Genomic DNA, 15910 nt, shown 5'->3' with positions numbered 1-15910 from the left:
GCTCGATTCCCCACGGCGGCGGCACCATTTGCCTGCTGAATGCAGTGGTATCCACTTCCTTCTTGAAATGCTGCATGCGACGCAGGAATCAACCACGGCGGAACCGTGCCTGCGTTCCCCGCACGTCTGCGTGCACACGCGGAACTGACGTTCCGTGTTTGTGGAGTCCGTGTGCGACCGGCACCTGACGCTACCTTTGCCGGGGGGACTTCGCGTTGGCGACCGTCATCTTCGGCACCGTTCCGCAACGCATTCGAACGGAATTTGCCGCCGATGGCGGCGCGTGGGTTGCAACGGCAGCTTGTTCTGCTGTGCCGTGCATGCCTGGCTGCCAGTGCCTTGGTCGGAGGCAGGGAATGACGTGTCCACCAGCCCAGGTGTCGCTGGGGTTCGTGTATTCGGCCTATCGCTTTCCGTCGTCACAGGCCGGTAGGTTTGCCACCGCCGCTCGTCGGGCCGGCCCTACGCAGAAACCCGATCCCGCCCCGCCTGCTTGGCCCGGTACAACGCAGCGTCCGCCTTGCCGACCAGGTCCGCAGCCGACCAGCGTTGGTCCTCGATGCTCGCGCATGCGACGCCGATGCTCACGGTCACCTGGGAACTCGTCGGGCTGGAGGCGTGCGGCAGGTCCAGTGCGTGCACCGCCGCGCGCACCTGCTCGGCCAGTTTCTCGGCGCCGGCCTGGTCGGTGAACGGCAGGACGATGGCGAATTCCTCGCCGCCGTAGCGGGCGGCGGCGTCGTGCAGGCGCAGGGCGCAGGCGGCCAGGGCCTGGCCCACCTGGCGCAGGCAGGCGTCGCCGTTCACGTGTCCGTAGGTGTCGTTGTAGAGCTTGAAGTGGTCGATATCGATCATCAGCAGCGCGACCGGCAGGTGCCCGGCTTCGCTCTGCTGCAGCGCGCGGCGCAGCTTGTGGTCGAAGCCGCGGCGGTTGTAGATGCCGGTGAGCGGGTCGATCCAGGCCTCGGTGCTGAGCTTGGTCTCGCTGGCGTGCATGCGTCGCAGTTGCTGGTCCAGCCAGATGCCGAGGCCGATGAACAGGACGCAGCCGATGAGGGTGATGATGGAGCGGCGCACGGCCAGTGCGCGCCATGGCGCGAGCACTTCGTTGGAGGAGACGCCGGCCAGTACCGACAGCGGATATGGGCGGGCCTGGGCGAATCCGGAAATGCGCTCCACGCCGTCCAGCGGGGACACGTTGATGACCCAGCCGCGGTGCAGTTCCTGCATCGTGCGGTGGATCGGGGTGCCGGCGATGCTGGTGCTGCTGAGGCTCTCGTCGCCGGGGTGGCGCGAGACGATGGTGCCGTCGTCGTGGATGATGGCGATGGAGCCGTGCCGGCCGACGTCGAACGTGCTGTGGAAGCGCTTGAAGTACTCCACGCGGATGCTGGCCAGCACGACGCCGCCGAAGGAGCCGTCGGGATTGTTGATGCGCCGGGTCAGGGTGACGATCCACGAGCCGTCGGAACGGCTCTGGATCGGGTGGCCGACGAACACCAGGCTGTCGTTCTGGGCCTGGTGGTGCTTGAAGTAGGCGCGGTCGGAATTGTTGTGGTGCCTGGGCCCGCCCGGCAGCGAGGAGTTCACCCATTTGCCGTCGGCGTCGTAGACGAAGATGGCGTGTACGCGGTCGGAGCGGTTGGCTTCTTCCACCAGGAACGCGTGCAGCGCCTTCGGCTCGGTGTTGCCGGTCTCCACGCGCGCGGCGATGCCCGACAGCACGGTCTCGGCGATTGCGAACGAGTCGCTGGTGTGCTGGGCGAGGGAGCTGGCCAGGTTCAGCGAACTGGTCTGCGCGGTGCGCAATGCGGTGGTTCGGGCGTCGCGCAGGGACGAGTACTCGGACGCGACCAGCATCGCCCACGCCGCGGTGACGAACAGGTGCAGCGCGACGCGCTGGACCAGGTACCTTCGGTGTTTGCCTGCAATCATGTCCGCCTGCCGCTCGGGGCTATTGGACCTAGCTCTGCAATCCCTGTGCCGCGATTGGCGGCGCCTCCTTGGCGCCGCGCCGGCGGGCATGTGCGGCAGCGCTTGGCTGGAAGGGGCGGGCGATTCAGGGTGATGCCGGCCGATTGCTGGGCATATACGAAACGTATATGATCCATGCATAACTTCCCTCGAGAGCCGACATGGGCATCGTCAACATCGACGACGACTTGCACGACCAGCTGCGCCGCGCCTGCACGGTGACCAGCCGCTCGATCAATGCGCAGGCCACCTTCTGGATCAGGATCGGGATGCTGTGCGAGATGCATCCGGAGCTGTCGTTCCAGGACCTGGTGGCGCGCGAGCTGCGCGCGGCCGGGGTGCAGCCGCAGGCGTTGAAGCCGGGGCGGGCGTGATCAAGCGGCCGGACGAACTCGCGTTGATGGCCGAGTCCGGCCGGCTGCTGGCGCAGGTGTTCGATGCGTTGGACCAGCTGCCGCTGGAAGGCCGCAGCACACTGCAGATCAACGATTTCGTGGAACGGATGATCGTGGAGGAGCTGGGCGCGCGGCCGGCCAGCAAGGGCCAGTACGGGTTCCCGTTCGTGCTCAACGCCTCGATCGACGACGTGGTCTGCCACGGGGTGCCCGCGGCCGACGATGTGCTGCGCAGCGGGCAGATCGTCAACCTGGACATCACCCTGGAGAAGAACGGTTACATCGCCGATTCCAGCACCACGTATCTGGTCGGCGAGGTCGCCTATCCGGCGCGGCGGCTGGTGCAGACGGCCTACCAGGCGATGTGGAAAGGCATCGGCGCGGTGCGCCCGGGCGCGCGGCTGGGCGACATCGGCCACGCCATCGCCCGCCATGCACGCGAGCACGGCTACAGCGTGGTGAAGGAGTATTGCGGGCACGGCATCGGCCGCGAGATGCACGAGGATCCGCAGATCCTGCACTACGGCCATGCCGGCACCGGGCTGGAACTGCAGGAAGGCATGGTGTTCACCATCGAGCCGATGCTCAACCAGGGCCGGGCGGCGATCCGCTCCGAGCCGGAGCAGTGGCCGGTGCATACCCGCGACGGCAAGCTGTCGGCGCAGTTCGAACATACGGTGGCGGTGACGCGCACGGGCGTGCGTGTGCTGACGTTGCGGTGTGATGAGAAACCGCTTTGTCGGATCGACTGATGCGGGTGCGGTGCGGGGCGTATACCGGTTTGTCGGAAGCTGGCGCGTGCATCACCGGACTCCCGCATCGTGCGCCGACGACATGGTGTCGCGCGGCGGGCGCGCTGGCATACCGCCGTTGCGGGCGACCACGATGCGTCCGTCCAGTCACACGAACTGGAACGCAACAGGCTACACGCTCAACAGGGCATGCTGGATCGTCTCGGGTTGGCCGGCGAAAGTCGGGAGAGGCATGGCCGCAGCGGATGCCTGCGCTAAACCGGGAAAACGCCAGGCAGGCCGCCTGGCGCAGGGTGGTGCCGCCGCACTGCGTCGCGCAGCGTCTAGACGCTGCGCGTCATTTCCGATTTCTCGGCGCCGAAGCGCTACGCCTGCATGCCTGCGGTCGGATAGGCGGCATACGCGAAGAACCTGCCGTCCGCGGACCAGCTATTGACGTTCATGCTGCCTTGGCCGCCGTAGACGCGCGCGAGGGTCTTGCCGGATCGCCACTCGGGCAGGTCGATCCGTTTGATCTCCACCCAGACGTCGCCCGGGTGGCCCTGGGTGCCGGGAGGAAATGCCAGGTAGACGAGCTTGGTTCCATCCGGCGACAGGTGGGGAAACCAGTTCGCGCAATCGTCGAACGTCAATTGCGCGATCTCGCTCCCATCTGCGCGCATGCGTGCGATCTGCATGCGGCCGTCGAACGCTTCGGTGTTGAAGTAGAGCCATTGTCCGTCCGGGCTGTATTCGCAGCCGTCCGCGGGACCGAGGCCATGCGTCAACTGGCGGTAGCCGCCACCTGCCGTGGACATGGTGTGGACCTGCGCCTGCTGCGCGCCAGGCGTCCCGCCGCGGTGCACGCCGATGAAGGCCAACTGCGCCCCGGCAGGGTCGATGCCATGCAGGAAATGCATCATGTCGGCGGCCTCCGAGATCCGCGTGGCGGCGCCCCCGGCCACTGGCGCACGATAGAGGTGGCCATCGTCCGCCGAGAGATAGACATGGCGCCCTGCGCGATCGACCACGTGGTCGTTGTTGATCGGCGGAATCCCCGAGATGGGGACAGAGCCGAGGCGCGCGTCGGACAACGACAACCGGAACAGGCGGCCGTTGCCGTTCAGGAGCAGCGCGTCTTCGTGCGCAAGCCAGTTCGGCGCTTCGAGCAGAATCTCCTGCGTTGCAAAGGCGAGCCGGGATCGGCCTTCCACCACATCCGCGATCCAGACTTCGCAACGCTGCCCTGGCTGCAGGGCGCGACCGCCTGGCGTGTCAGTCACCGCTACCGGTACCCAGTTGCGCCCGCGCCGCGTCCAGCGTGGCCATGATCCGGACCACCTCGTCGAGCGGATGAAGCGGCGATTCGGTGCGGCCTTCGCCGATGTAGCGTGCGGCCGCTGTCGCTTGCCACGCAAGGCCGCCGTAGCCCTCGATGCCGGTGGGATCCTTCCACACCGATGGTTCGCTGGCGTAGTCGTTGCCGGCAAGGCATAGCGTCGTGGGATTGTGGAACGACCCGCCGAGGTCGATGCGTCCCCCCGTCCCGGTGACATGGGCGGTGGAGCTGCTGCGGGCCACGATCGAACTGATCAGCGTCGATTGCGCGTGCCGTCCATGGGCCAGCACCACGGTGGAAAACGCGTCGACGCCGGCGTCCGTCAGTGCGCCGTTCGCCGCGATGGCCGTGGGCGCGCCCAGGATCATCGACGAGAACTGCACGGTATACACGCCGAGGTCGAGCAGCGCGCCGCCGCCGAGTTCCGGTTTGTGCAGGCGATGCGCGGGGTCGCTGGGGCCCAATTGGCTCAAGTCCGCAAAGACATGGCGCACGTCGCCGATCGCACCGTCGGCCAGCAACTTCCGCAGCACCGAGGTGTGCGGAAGGTACCGGCTCCACATGGCCTCCATCAGGAAACGCCCGCGCTCGCGCGCTTCCCGAACCAGCAGGCGCGCATCGTCCGCGCGCATCGCGATGGGCTTTTCGATCAGCACATGCTTGCCCGCGCGCAAGGCCAGCAATCCATTCGCCAGATGCTCGCTGTGGGGCGTGGCGACGTAGACGATGTCGACTTCGGGATCCTCGACCAACGCCTCGTAACTGTCGTACGCGCGCTGCAGCCCCCAGGTCCTGGCAAAGGCGTCGGCGCGTTCGGGATTTCGCGAGGCGACGGCGAATGGCCGCTGCCGGGTGTGGCTGCGCAGCGCCTCGACGAACGCCGATGCGATCGATCCCGGGCCGAGCACGCCCCAGCGCAGGGATGGCTCGCCTCGACCCGGGGAAAACAGGTCGGGTTCGGGAAACTTCATTGGCGCCATGAGCGTTGCTTGTGCGGTTCCAGGTCGGCGCATCGTAGCAAACGCGCGGTTTTACCCTCGCCGGTCTGCACTGCCGTTACCGCGCCTTCCTGACGGTGGTGGAGCAGGCTCCATCGGCTGGATGGTTGCTTGCTGTCGCAGGCAAACGCTGCAGGCGATGCTAGGTGGAGCGTTGTCGATCGCACCTGCGCGCGATGCACCGCCTGTGCTGCGAAAGGGTGCGCGTCCATGTGGCTTGCGATTGCGCGTGCATGCCGCCGCTCACGTTGTAGCGTCGGCAGTTCAACCGTGGGCTCGCGGCTTCGATCCAGTGCAGCAGCTTTGCGAATCGATGGATGCGCGTAGTTCGCCATCGGCCTTCGGGCGCACCTGTGCATCTGCACGAATCGCGCAGGCGCAGGATGCGTCTCAGCCGAAGTGTTCGATCAGCAGGTCGGTCAGCACGCGGATCTTGCGCGCCGGGTGCGCGGCCGGCGGCCTGACCACGTACAGGCCGGCCGCGGACGGGGGGTAGTCGGTCAGCACCCGCACCAACGCGCCGGAGGCGATGTGGTCGGCGATCAGGAAATCCGGCAATGCGGCGATGCCGAGCCCGGCCAGGACGGCGGCGGTCAGCGCGGCGCCGTTGTCGGCCTTGAAGCGCCCGCGCGGGTGCAGGGTGATCGTCTTGTCGCCGTCCGTCAGCCGCCAGGCCTCGGTGCCCTGCATCAAGGCTTCGTGCGCCAGCAGCGCCTCGGGCGTGTCCGGTTCGCCGTGCTCGCGCAGGTAGTCGGGGGTGGCCACCAGGCTGCCGCGCATCGGCGCCACGCGGCGCGCGACCAGGCTGGAGTCGGGCAGGTAGCCGAGCCGGATGGCGCAGTCGAAGCCCTCGGCGACCAGGTCGATGTAGCGGTCGCTGTAGCAGGTGTGCACGTGCAGCGCGGGGTGCCGGCGCGCCAGTTCGGCGAGCACCGGCGCCAGGTGGGTGGGGCCGAAGGTCAGCGGCGCGGCGATGCGCAGGCGGCCGCGCAGGTCGCCGGCCGGGAAGATGGTCTCGCGCGCCACGTCCATCTCGGCGCAGATGCGCGCGGCGTGTTCGCGGAAGGTGGCGCCGGCCTCGGTGACGGCCGCGCCGCGGGTGGTGCGGGCGAGCAGTTGGGTGCCCAGCTCCTCCTCGAGCCGGAGCAGGCGGCGGCTGACGATGGACTTGGCCAGGCCGAGGCGGCGCGCGGCCGGCGACACGCCGCCGGCATCGGCCACCTCGACGAAGGTGCGGAGATCCTCGATGTCCATGGATGTTCCTGTTTCTGCGACACGGAATGCCGGTTTGTGTGGCTAGTATGCCGGAATGGGGAACGTCAAAGTCTGCTCCAAGGTCGCCATCCCGGCGGCCACCGAGGAGACGGCAATGAGCAACAGCAAAGGCGTGTGGCGGTCGGAAGACGTGGCCCTGGTCCTGATCGACTACCAGAAGGAAATGTTCGAGCACGTGCGTTCGGAGACCGACGCGGCGACGATCGATCTGAACGTGCGCCTGTTGATCAAGGCGGCCAAGGCGTTCGGCATCCCGGTGGTGTTGAGCACCGTCGGCGTGCAGATGGGCGTCAACGGGCCGACCCGCGCCTCGATCCTGGAGGAACTGCCGGGCGTGGAGGTCATCGACCGCAGCTCGATGAACGCATGGGAAGACGGCGCCTTCCGCGCGGCGATCGAACGCACCGGCCGCAAGCGGCTGGTGTTCGGCGCGCTGTACACCGAGATCTGCCTGGCGTTCCCGGTCGTGGACGCGCTGCGCGACGGTTATGGGGCGATGTTCGTGGTCGATGCGGTCGGCGGCATGTCGCAACTGGCGCACCGCACCGCGATCGAGCGGTTGACCGCGGCCGGCGCGGTGCCGACCACGGCGCTGGCGCTGTGGACCGAGCTGTTCCGCGACTGGAAATCCCCGCTGGCCGACAAGGCGCGCGAACTGTTCGCCTGGTACGTCCCGGAACTGCAGGCGCTGGCCGCGCGCTGAGCCTGCGCATGCCTGCGGCGGTGCACTCCAATGCGCCGCCGCATCTGCATGGCGGCAGTGTCCGTTCCACACCTATTCCTCTTCACACTCCATCGAGACCGCACACCATGACCACCTCTTCCTTTCCCAACCACGCGCCGTCCGGGCGCCTCACCCGCGGCCTGTCCTGGACGCTGCGGATCTTCGCCGCCGTGGCCTTCCTGGCGGCCGGCGGCGCCAAGCTGGCCGGCGTGCCGATGATGGTCGAGGTGTTCGACCACATCGGCCTCGGCCAGTGGTTCCGCATCGTCACCGGGGTGATCGAGGTGATCGGCGCGATCGCGTTGCTGCTGCCGGCCACGGTCGCGTTCTCCGGCGCCTGGCTGGCGGCGATGATGTTCGTGGCCGCCGGCGTGCACCTGTTCGTGATCGGCGGCAGCCCGATCCCGGCGATCGTGCTGATGCTGGTCACCGCCACGGTCGCCTGGTTGCATCGCGGCCACTTCGCGACGGTGCTGCGCACCGTGCGTCCGTCATGAACGCGGGAGCGCACGCCATGCAGACACTGACCACCCCGGTTCTTCCCCTCGCCACGCCTGCGCCCGCGCTGCCGCGTGCCATCGTGTACCGCACCCGCGGCCATGGCGCAGGTCCCATCACCCGGCTGATGAGCCCGTCCGATCTCGGCCAGGCGCTGAAGCCGTTCGTGTTCCTGGACATCTTCGAGGCGCAGGGCCCGACCCTGCAGGCGATGGCCGGTATGCCGCTGCATCCGCATTCGGGCATCGCCACGGTCACCGTGTTCACCGAAGGCTCGATGCGCTACGACGACCCCAGCAGCGGCCGCGGCGAGATCGGCTACGGCGGCGTGGAATGGATGCGCGCCGGGATCGGCGTGTGGCACGGCAAGGAGATGACCCCGCCACCCGACGCGTCGCACATCCAGGGTTTCCAGCTGTGGCTGGCGCTGCCGGCGGCGCTGGAGACGTCGGAACCGCAGAGCCGTTACGTCGAAGCGCAGGACATGGCCACGGCCGGGCCCGCGCACGTGGTGATCGGCCGCTACGACGGCATCCACAGCCCGATCGACGCGCCGGACGGGATCAACTATCTGCTGGTCACGCTGCGTCCGGGCGAGCGCTGGGTCTACCAGCCGCCGGCCGGCCACCAGGTGGCGTGGCTGGCGCTCGCAAGTGGCGCGCTCGATGCCGGTGCGCCGGTGTCGCGCGGCGAGATGGTGATCTTCGCCGACGACGGCGCGCCGATCGCGCTGGAAGCGCGCGGGCAGGCGCCTGCCGTGTTTGTGCTCGGATCGGCGGTGCCGCATCCGCATGCGCTGCACATGGGCAACTACTCGGTACACACCTCGGCGCAGGCGCTCGCGGCCGGCGAGCAGCGCATCCGCGACCTGGGCCGGAAGCTGAAGGCCGCGGGCGACCGCAGCACCGCGTCCGGGACGATCCCGGTGTTCAAGTGAGGTAAGCGCCTGCGTCATCGGTGGCGGCGCGCGTGCAAGATGAGATGCACCCGCCTCGCCACCGCGCAGGAACTGCGGGCCGGGTGGGACGTCACGGCGGACGCGTCGGGCGTACCGCCGCGTTGCGCATGCGTAGTTCGGCGCGCCAGCCGGCGTGCCTTCGTGCAGCGCGGCCGCCTCTCCGGCCTCGACGTGCTGCGCAGCGTGCTGATCGTCACCCTGGAGATCACTCTGGAGAAGAACGGCGACATCGCCGATTCCAGCACCGCTTATTTGGCATGCCGCTGCGCGACTCCCGCGCAGGCGCGGCGTCACCGCTTGCGCCATCGAGCACTGCGATCGCTCTGAGCTTTTGCTGACGACCGCCGGCCGCGACCGCGGCGCGACATTTCCGCGACATCCGCGGCCGATGATCGGCGCAGGCCCCCTCTTGGGCCGAGCGGCAAGCGCGCCACAAGCGAAGGAATCCCAATGAAGCAACGCCGAATCGTGCCCATCGGCGCGGTGGTCCTGATGATGTCCATCGCCGTGGTGGTGGTGGCCGTGAAACCCGGAAGCGACAGCCAGGCCGACGCAACCGCCGCAGCGCCGGTGCCCGTGCTGTCCGTGGTCATGACGACGGCGCAGGTGGCCACGCTGCCCGTGCGCATCCCGGCCAGCGGCAATATCGCCGCGTGGCAGGAAGCCAGTGTCGGCACCGAAGTGGATGGGCTGCGCCTCACCGAGGTGAAGGTCAACGTGGGCGATACGGTGCGGCGCGGCCAGCTCCTGGCGCAGTTCGCGCCGGAGATGGTGGCCGCCGACGTGGCCGAGGCGCAGGCGTCGGTGGCCCAGGCCAAGGCGCAATCCTGGGAGGCGCAGGCCAATGCCGAACGCGCGCGGAAACTGGACAAATCCGGTGCGATGTCGACCCAGCAGGTCGATCAGCTGGTCGTGGCGGCCAGGACGGCGCTGGCCAGGCTGGACGTGGCGCAGGCGATCGAGACGCGGCACCGCCTGCGGCTGGCGCAGACCCGGGTGCTCGCGCCCGGCGACGGGATCATCACCTCGCGCTCGGCCACGGTCGGCGCGGTGATGCCGGCGGGACAGGAACTGTTCCGCCTGATCCAGGATGGCCGGCTCGAATGGCGGGCGAGCGTGGCGATGGCGGACATCGCAAGGCTGGCGCCGGGGCAGCGCGCGGTGATCGCCGTGCACGGGCAGCCGTCCATCGAGGGCCGGCTGCGGATCGTCGCGCCGGCCATCGATGCGCAGACGCACACCGGCCTGGTCTATGTGGATCTGCCGCCCGGCCGCGCGCTGCAGGCCGGTGCGTTCGCGCGCGGGCACATCGAGGTCGGCGCGAGCCAGGCGCTGACCGTGCCGCAGGGCGCGGTGGTGCTGCGCGACGGCTTCCACTACGTGATGCGCCTGGATCGCAAGTCCAGCGTCATGCTGACCAAGGTGGCGGTCGGGCGGCGCGTGGGCGAGCGCATCGAGATCGTCGGCGGGCTCGCCGCTGCCGAGGCCATCGTCGCCTCGGGGCTGAGCTTCCTGAGCGAGGGCGACACGGTCAGGGTGGTGCGCGGCGCCGGCAGCGCCGGGCGCAGCGCCGCCGCCGATCCCGCGCGGCCGACTGCGGCGGAATTTCGCGGGGCCGCGCCATGAGCCTCAATGTATCCACCTGGTCGATCCGCAATCCGGTCGCCACGTCGCTGCTGTTCATCCTGTTGACGCTCGCCGGCATCGGTGGGTTCCTGGCGATGAAGGTGCAGAGCTTCCCCGACATCGATTTCCCGATCGTCACGGTGAGCGCGGAGCTGCCCGGCGCCTCGCCGCCGCAGCTGGAAAGCGACGTGGCGCGGAAGATCGAGGACGCGCTGGCGAACATTCCGCGCATCAAGCACATCACCAGCACGCTGACCGACGGCACCGCGATCGTCACCGCCGAGTTCCATCTCGACAAGCCGGTGCAGGAGGCGATGGACGACGTGCGCGACGCAGTGTCGAGCACGCGCGCCGACCTGCCCGCGGACCTGCGCGACCCGGTCATCACCAAGGTGGACCTGGCGAGCAAGCCGGTGCTGACGTACACGGTGACCTCCACGCGGCTGGAAGGCGAAGCGCTGTCCTGGTTCGTGGACAACCTGGTCCGCAAGCGGCTGCTGGCGGTGCCGGGCATCGGTGCGGTGTCGCGCGTGGGCGGGGTGACGCGGGAAGTGCGCGTGGAACTGGATCCCGACCGCCTGCTCGCCTTGAACGCGACCGCGGCCGATATCTCCGCGCAGGTGCGCGAACTGCAGCAGGAGGCGTCCGGCGGGCGCGTGGAAGTGGGCGGCGCGGAGCAGTCGGTGCGCACCATCGCCACCGTCGCCACGGCCGACGACATCGCCTCGCTGGACGTGTCGCTGGGCGATGGGCGCCGGGTGCGCCTGGACCAGCTCGCCACGGTCACCGACACGGCCGCGGAACCGCGCTCGCTGGCGCTGTTCGACGGCCGCCCCGCGGTGGGGTTCGACGTGTTGCGGGCGCGCGGCGCTGGCGAGATCGATGTGGCGCAGGCCGCGCGCGCCATCGTGCAGGAGCTGAAAGCCGCGCATCCCGAAGTGCAGTTCACCGAGGCGGTGAACTCGGTCGATCCGGTCGTGGACAACTACCGCGGATCGATGACGCTGCTGCTGGAAGGCGCGGTGCTGGCGGTGCTGGTGGTGTTCTTCTTCCTGCGCGATTGGCGCGCCACCGTGATCGCCGCGGTGGCGCTGCCGCTGTCGGCCATTCCGACCTTCGCGGTGATGTACCTGCTGGGGTTTTCGTTGAATATCGTCTCGCTGCTGTCGTTGTCGCTGGTGATCGGCGTGCTGGTGGACGATGCCATCGTGGAGATCGAGAACATCGAGCGGCATCTGCTGATGGGCAAGCCGCCGATGCGCGCGGCGATCGAGGCCGCCGACGAGATCGGCCTGGCCGTGGTGGCCACCACCTTCACGCTGATCGCGGTGTTCCTGCCGACTTCGCTGATGGGCGGGGTGGTGGGCAAGTACTTCGTGCAGTTCGGCTGGACCGCGGCCATCGCGGTGTTCTTCTCGCTGGTGGTGGCGCGGATGCTGACGCCGACGATGGCCGCGTATCTGCTCAAGGCGCCGAAGACCGAGCCCAGGAGCCCGAAGTGGATCGCGGTCTATCTGCAATGGGTGCACGCCTGCCTGCGGCACCGCGCCGCCACCCTGGGCGCGACGGCGCTGCTGGTGCTGGGCGGGCTGGCGATCGCGCTGCAGCTTCCCGGCGAATTCATTCCTGCCGACGATGGCGACCAGACCCAGGTCACCCTGTCGCTGCCGCCGGGCAGCAGGCTGGCCGAGACCCGCGCGTTGGCCGAGCAGGCGCGGCGCACGCTGGCCGCCCATCCGCACGTGGTCTCCGTGTACACCGCCATCGGCGCGCCGGCCGCGTCGTCCGATCCGGACGAGGGCGGCGGGCCTGCGGCAGGCGTCACCACCGCCGTGCTCACCGCGAACCTGACGCCGCGCAAGGAACGCGACGGTGCGACCAGGCAAGCCATCGAAAGCCAGCTGCGCAAGGACCTGGTGCTGTTGCCGGGCGCACGCGTCAGCATCGGCAGCGGCGAGAGCAGCGAAGGCTACGCCTTGGTGCTGGCGGCCGAGGATGGACAACTGCTCGCGCAGCATGCGAGCCGCGTGGAGCGCGAACTCAGGAGCATTCCCGGAATCGGCGCGGTCACCTCGTCGGCCAGCCTGGTGCGGCCGGAGCTGGTGGTGCGTCCCGATTTCGCCCGCGCCGCCGACCTGGGCGTGACCTCGGCGGCGATCGCCGAAACGCTGCGGGTGGCGACGGCGGGCGACTACAGCCAGGCGCTGGCGAAGTTGAACCTGAGCGAGCGCCAGGTGCCGATCGTGGTGCGGCTGGCCAACAGCGGCCGCGACGATCTGGACACGCTGCGCCGGCTGCCGGTGCCGGGCGCGCGCGGGCCGGTGCCGCTGGAGAGCGTGGCGGATCTGCAGATCCTGAGCGGGCCTTCCGAACTCACGCGTTACGACCGCACCCGCAACGTCGATCTGAGCGTCGAGCTCAACGGCCTGCCGTTGGGCGAGGTCGAGGCCGCGGCGGCGGCGCTGCCGAGCCTGCGCAACCTGCCCAAGGGCGTGTCGGTGGCCGCGACCGGCGATGCCGAGGCGATGGGCGAGCTGGCGACTGGCTTCGCGATAGCGATGCTGTCCGGGGTGCTGTGCGTCTACATGGTGCTGGTGCTGCTGCTCAAGGACTTCGCGCAGCCGCTGACCGTGCTGGTGGCGCTGGTGCTGTCGGTGCCCGGGGCGTTCGTGGCCTTGCTGGCGACCGGCTCCACGCTGTCGATGCCGTCGATGATCGGCCTGATCATGCTGATGGGCATCACCACCAAGAACTCCATCCTGTTGGTGGACTACATCGTCATCGCCCGCCGCGATCACGGGCTGGACCGGCTGGCCGCCATCGTCGACGCGTGCCGCAAGCGCGCCCGCCCGATCGTCATGACCACCATCGCCATGGGCGCGGGCATGCTGCCGATCGCCATCGGCCTCGGCGCCGACCCCAGTTTCCGGTCGCCGATGGCGATCGGCGTCATCGGCGGGCTGATCACCTCGACCGTGCTGTGCCTGCTGGTGATCCCGGTCGCCTACAGCTACATGGACGACGCCATCGAAGCGGCCAAGGCGCGGCTGAAGGGGCGTGCGGACGCTGCCGCGCGCGGCGCCGCCGGGACCGGCGCATGAGCGGCGCGCGCGGTCCCGGTGCGGGCGGTGCCGGCCGCGACCGGCGGCGGCGCGCAGCGAGCGGCGCCATGCGTTTGGTAACGTGGACGCAGGCGGCAGCGCACAGGGCAGGACCATGAGCAAAGAGCATCTGTCCATTCTGATCATCGAGGACAACGCGCAGCTGGCGGCGAACCTCTACGACTACCTGGCCGGGTGCGGCCACAGTCTGGATGCCGCGCCCGATGGCCTGTCGGGATTGCACCTGGCCTCGTCCAAGGACTACGACGCGATCCTGCTCGACTGGAACCTGCCCCGGCTCGACGGCCTCACCGTGCTGCGCAGGCTGCGGCAGGAAGCCAGGAAGCAGGTGCCGGTGATCATGCTGACCGCGCGCGACCAGCTCGCGGACAAGATCGACGGCTTCGAAGCGGGCCTGGACGACTATCTGGTGAAGCCGGTGGCATTGCCGGAGATCGAGGTGCGCTTGCGCTCGCTGGTGGCGCGGCTCAAGCAGGTGGCCGCGCCGGACCACGTGCTGGCCATCGCCGACCTGCAGTTCGATCTGCGCACGCTGCAGGTCCGGCGCGCCGGCAGGAACGTGGCGCTGACCCGGATCGGGCGGCGCCTGCTGGAGCTGCTGATGCGCGAGAGCCCGAACATCGTCAGCCGCGCGCGGCTGGAGCGGGCCGCGTGGGGCGACATCGTGCCCGGGACCGATCTGCTGCGCTCGCATATGCACGTGCTGCGCCGGGCGATCGAGACGCCGGCGGACACGCCGCTGCTGCACACCGTGCCCGGCCACGGCTACCGGCTCTGCGACGATGCGTAGGCTGATGCGCCTGATCCGCCGGCCGCGCGGCGTGCACTGGTGGATCAGCGCGGCCTTGATCGGCTCCGGCCTGGCGATGCTGACCGCGCTGAGCGTGCAGAGCTTCAGGAGCCAGCAACTGATCGAGCACAGGTTCTGGGTCGATCTGCTGCGCTCCACCTCGGCCGACCACGCGGCCCGGGTGCGCGTCGGCCAGGCCGATGCGCTGCCGCAGAGCGGCATCGTGCGCTCCTGGTATGTCGCGCCCGGCCGCGCGGCTGCGCGCATGCCCGTGTATCTGGCGGCGCTGCCGCCCGGGCTGTACTCGACCGAGGCCGCGTATGGCACGTTCCAGGACAACGTCGCCTTCGAGGGCCTGGGCGGACACAGGAGTTTCCACGCCCTGATCGTCGATCTTCCGCCCGGCCGGCTGATCACGACCATCGATATCGCCCAGCTCGAGGACCAGCAGAACTGGAATTCCGTGCAGAGCGCCGTCTGGGGCTGCTTCTTCGTCGTCTTCATCGGCGGGGTGATCGTCTGGCTGCATGCCAACCTCGTGCGGCCGGTGCGGGATCTGGCGCAGCGCATGCAGGCCATCGTGCCCGGCACCGCCGGCGAGCGGCTGCCCACCACCTACCGGCGCGAAGAGATCCAGATGATCGCGCACGCCAGCAATGCGCACCTGGAACGGGTGGAGCAGTTCATCGAGCGCGAGCGCAGCGTGCTGGCGCAGGCCAGCCACGAGTTCAGGACGCCGATCGCGGTGATCTCCGGCGCGGTCGACGTGCTCAAGCAGATGGCGCTGCCCGACGTCGCCACGCCGGTGCTCGCGCGGATGGAAAGCGCGGTCGGCGATCTGTCGGAAACCATGGTGGCGCTGCTGCACCTGGCCCGCGAAGCCGGCGCGGGCGAGGAGCCGATGGATGTGACGGTGTTGCACGACCTGCTGCCGCGGTTGGTGGCCGATCACCAGCACATGCTCGGCGACAAGGCGGCGCACCTGCGGGTCGGGGAGATCGAGCCCACCTTCATCGCGGTACCCGAAGCCATGGTCCGCATCGCGGTGAGCAACCTGATCCGCAATGCGATCGAAAGCACCGACGACGGTTACGTCGAAGTCGCGCTGCGCGGCGGCGTGGTGTCGGTCGCCGACTCGGGCAGCGGATTCAATCCCGTCGAAGCGGCCCGGCGCTACCGCGAGAACCTGCGCCGATCGGCGCCCATCCGTGGGCAGGGCCTCGGCCTTTTCCTGATCGGCCGGATCTGCGACCGCTTCGGCTGGTCGCTCTCGATCGAGCCGGCCGCCGGTGGCGGTACGCGCGCCGCGTTGGACGTCGCGGCGAGCGTCATCGCACTGTAGTTTCCAGTACAGGCATCGTTCAGTCGCTCGCCGCAGCACGCGACATTTAGGCGACACCGCCGGTCCATTCTGAGGTGGATGTCTGCAGCGCCCCGTCGCCAACGCACGGCTCGCCGCAGACGCGCTCTCTCTCCACCA

14 protein-coding genes are annotated in these 15910 nt (G+C 69.2%); 10 read left to right on the top strand and 4 right to left on the bottom strand.

Going from position 1 to position 15910, the window contains the following annotated elements:
- Positions 1 to 462: 462 nt before the first annotated feature.
- Complete coding sequence (locus VDQ83_RS00195) at positions 463 to 1935, bottom strand: sensor domain-containing diguanylate cyclase (protein WP_455433429.1); 1473 nt, start codon at positions 1933 to 1935, stop codon at positions 463 to 465.
- A 200-nt stretch (positions 1936 to 2135) separates the two neighbouring features.
- Here VDQ83_RS00195 and VDQ83_RS00190 point away from each other — a divergent pair, with 200 nt between their 5' ends.
- Entirely contained in the window at positions 2136 to 2348 is a 213-nt protein-coding gene (locus VDQ83_RS00190; protein ID WP_263395890.1) for a ParD-like family protein, read from the top strand.
- A complete protein-coding gene (gene map, locus VDQ83_RS00185; protein WP_455433428.1) occupies positions 2345 to 3121 on the top strand; it encodes a type I methionyl aminopeptidase in 777 nt (258 codons plus the stop codon). Before VDQ83_RS00190 ends, map begins: the two co-directional genes overlap by 4 nt.
- A 365-nt stretch (positions 3122 to 3486) precedes the next feature.
- Here map and VDQ83_RS00180 read toward each other — a convergent pair whose 3' ends face one another.
- From VDQ83_RS00180 to VDQ83_RS00170, 3 genes are all read right to left on the bottom strand, one after another.
- A complete protein-coding gene (locus tag VDQ83_RS00180; RefSeq protein ID WP_455433427.1) occupies positions 3487 to 4383 on the bottom strand; it encodes a TolB family protein in 897 nt (298 codons plus the stop codon).
- On the bottom strand, positions 4376 to 5419 hold the full coding sequence (locus tag VDQ83_RS00175; protein ID WP_455433426.1) for a Gfo/Idh/MocA family protein: 1044 nt from the start codon (positions 5417 to 5419) through the stop codon (positions 4376 to 4378). The genes VDQ83_RS00180 and VDQ83_RS00175 overlap by 8 nt, the downstream gene beginning before the upstream one ends.
- 408 nt (positions 5420 to 5827) lie before the next feature.
- Complete coding sequence (locus VDQ83_RS00170) at positions 5828 to 6691, bottom strand: LysR substrate-binding domain-containing protein (protein WP_455433425.1); 864 nt, start codon at positions 6689 to 6691, stop codon at positions 5828 to 5830.
- A gap of 115 nt (positions 6692 to 6806) precedes the next feature.
- On the opposite strand from VDQ83_RS00170, the gene VDQ83_RS00165 reads away from it, so the two are divergent.
- The 8 genes from VDQ83_RS00165 to VDQ83_RS00130 all read left to right on the top strand — a co-directional run bounded on the left by VDQ83_RS00165 (position 6807) and on the right by VDQ83_RS00130 (position 15772).
- Positions 6807 to 7415, top strand: coding sequence for an isochorismatase family protein (locus VDQ83_RS00165; RefSeq protein WP_455433424.1), 609 nt, complete (start codon positions 6807 to 6809; stop codon positions 7413 to 7415).
- Between the two features lie 107 nt (positions 7416 to 7522).
- Positions 7523 to 7933 (top strand): DoxX family protein, encoded by a 411-nt coding sequence (locus VDQ83_RS00160; protein ID WP_455433423.1) that lies wholly within the window; start codon positions 7523 to 7525, stop codon positions 7931 to 7933.
- 17 nt (positions 7934 to 7950) lie between these two features.
- Complete coding sequence (locus VDQ83_RS00155; protein WP_455433422.1) at positions 7951 to 8871, top strand: pirin family protein; 921 nt, start codon at positions 7951 to 7953, stop codon at positions 8869 to 8871.
- A gap of 39 nt (positions 8872 to 8910) precedes the next feature.
- A complete protein-coding gene (locus tag VDQ83_RS00150) occupies positions 8911 to 9219 on the top strand; it encodes a hypothetical protein (protein ID WP_455433421.1) in 309 nt (102 codons plus the stop codon).
- A gap of 123 nt (positions 9220 to 9342) precedes the next feature.
- The gene (locus VDQ83_RS00145; protein ID WP_455433420.1) at positions 9343 to 10518 is read left to right on the top strand and encodes an efflux RND transporter periplasmic adaptor subunit; all 1176 of its coding nucleotides are present in this window, start codon (positions 9343 to 9345) and stop codon (positions 10516 to 10518) included.
- Positions 10515 to 13619, top strand: coding sequence for an efflux RND transporter permease subunit (locus tag VDQ83_RS00140; RefSeq protein ID WP_455433419.1), 3105 nt, complete (start codon positions 10515 to 10517; stop codon positions 13617 to 13619). The genes VDQ83_RS00145 and VDQ83_RS00140 overlap by 4 nt, the downstream gene beginning before the upstream one ends.
- A 130-nt stretch (positions 13620 to 13749) precedes the next feature.
- Entirely contained in the window at positions 13750 to 14430 is a 681-nt protein-coding gene (locus VDQ83_RS00135) for a response regulator transcription factor (RefSeq protein WP_309914685.1), read from the top strand.
- The gene (locus VDQ83_RS00130) at positions 14423 to 15772 is read left to right on the top strand and encodes a sensor histidine kinase (RefSeq protein ID WP_455433418.1); all 1350 of its coding nucleotides are present in this window, start codon (positions 14423 to 14425) and stop codon (positions 15770 to 15772) included. The genes VDQ83_RS00135 and VDQ83_RS00130 overlap by 8 nt, the downstream gene beginning before the upstream one ends.
- Positions 15773 to 15910: the final 138 nt, after the last annotated feature.

It is taken from the genome of Xanthomonas sp. WHRI 7945 (assembly GCF_035026585.1).
The sequence above is the reverse complement of the archived record's forward strand: the minus strand, read 5'-3'. Positions and strand labels throughout refer to the sequence as shown.

Bases quoted from the DNA above. Each gene is read 5' to 3' on its own strand.
- VDQ83_RS00195 (WP_455433429.1), bottom strand. From the start codon at position 1,935: ATGATTGCAGGCAAACACCGAAGGTACCTGGTCCAGCGCGTCGCGCTG.
- VDQ83_RS00190 (WP_263395890.1), top strand. From the start codon at position 2,136: ATGGGCATCGTCAACATCGACGACGACTTGCACGACCAGCTGCGCCGC.
- VDQ83_RS00175 (WP_455433426.1), bottom strand. From the start codon at position 5,419: ATGGCGCCAATGAAGTTTCCCGAACCCGACCTGTTTTCCCCGGGTCGA.
- VDQ83_RS00170 (WP_455433425.1), bottom strand. From the start codon at position 6,691: ATGGACATCGAGGATCTCCGCACCTTCGTCGAGGTGGCCGATGCCGGC.
- VDQ83_RS00165 (WP_455433424.1), top strand. From the start codon at position 6,807: ATGAGCAACAGCAAAGGCGTGTGGCGGTCGGAAGACGTGGCCCTGGTC.
- VDQ83_RS00160 (WP_455433423.1), top strand. From the start codon at position 7,523: ATGACCACCTCTTCCTTTCCCAACCACGCGCCGTCCGGGCGCCTCACC.
- VDQ83_RS00155 (WP_455433422.1), top strand. From the start codon at position 7,951: ATGCAGACACTGACCACCCCGGTTCTTCCCCTCGCCACGCCTGCGCCC.
- VDQ83_RS00150 (WP_455433421.1), top strand. From the start codon at position 8,911: ATGAGATGCACCCGCCTCGCCACCGCGCAGGAACTGCGGGCCGGGTGG.
- VDQ83_RS00145 (WP_455433420.1), top strand. From the start codon at position 9,343: ATGAAGCAACGCCGAATCGTGCCCATCGGCGCGGTGGTCCTGATGATG.
- VDQ83_RS00140 (WP_455433419.1), top strand. From the start codon at position 10,515: ATGAGCCTCAATGTATCCACCTGGTCGATCCGCAATCCGGTCGCCACG.
- VDQ83_RS00130 (WP_455433418.1), top strand. From the start codon at position 14,423: ATGCGTAGGCTGATGCGCCTGATCCGCCGGCCGCGCGGCGTGCACTGG.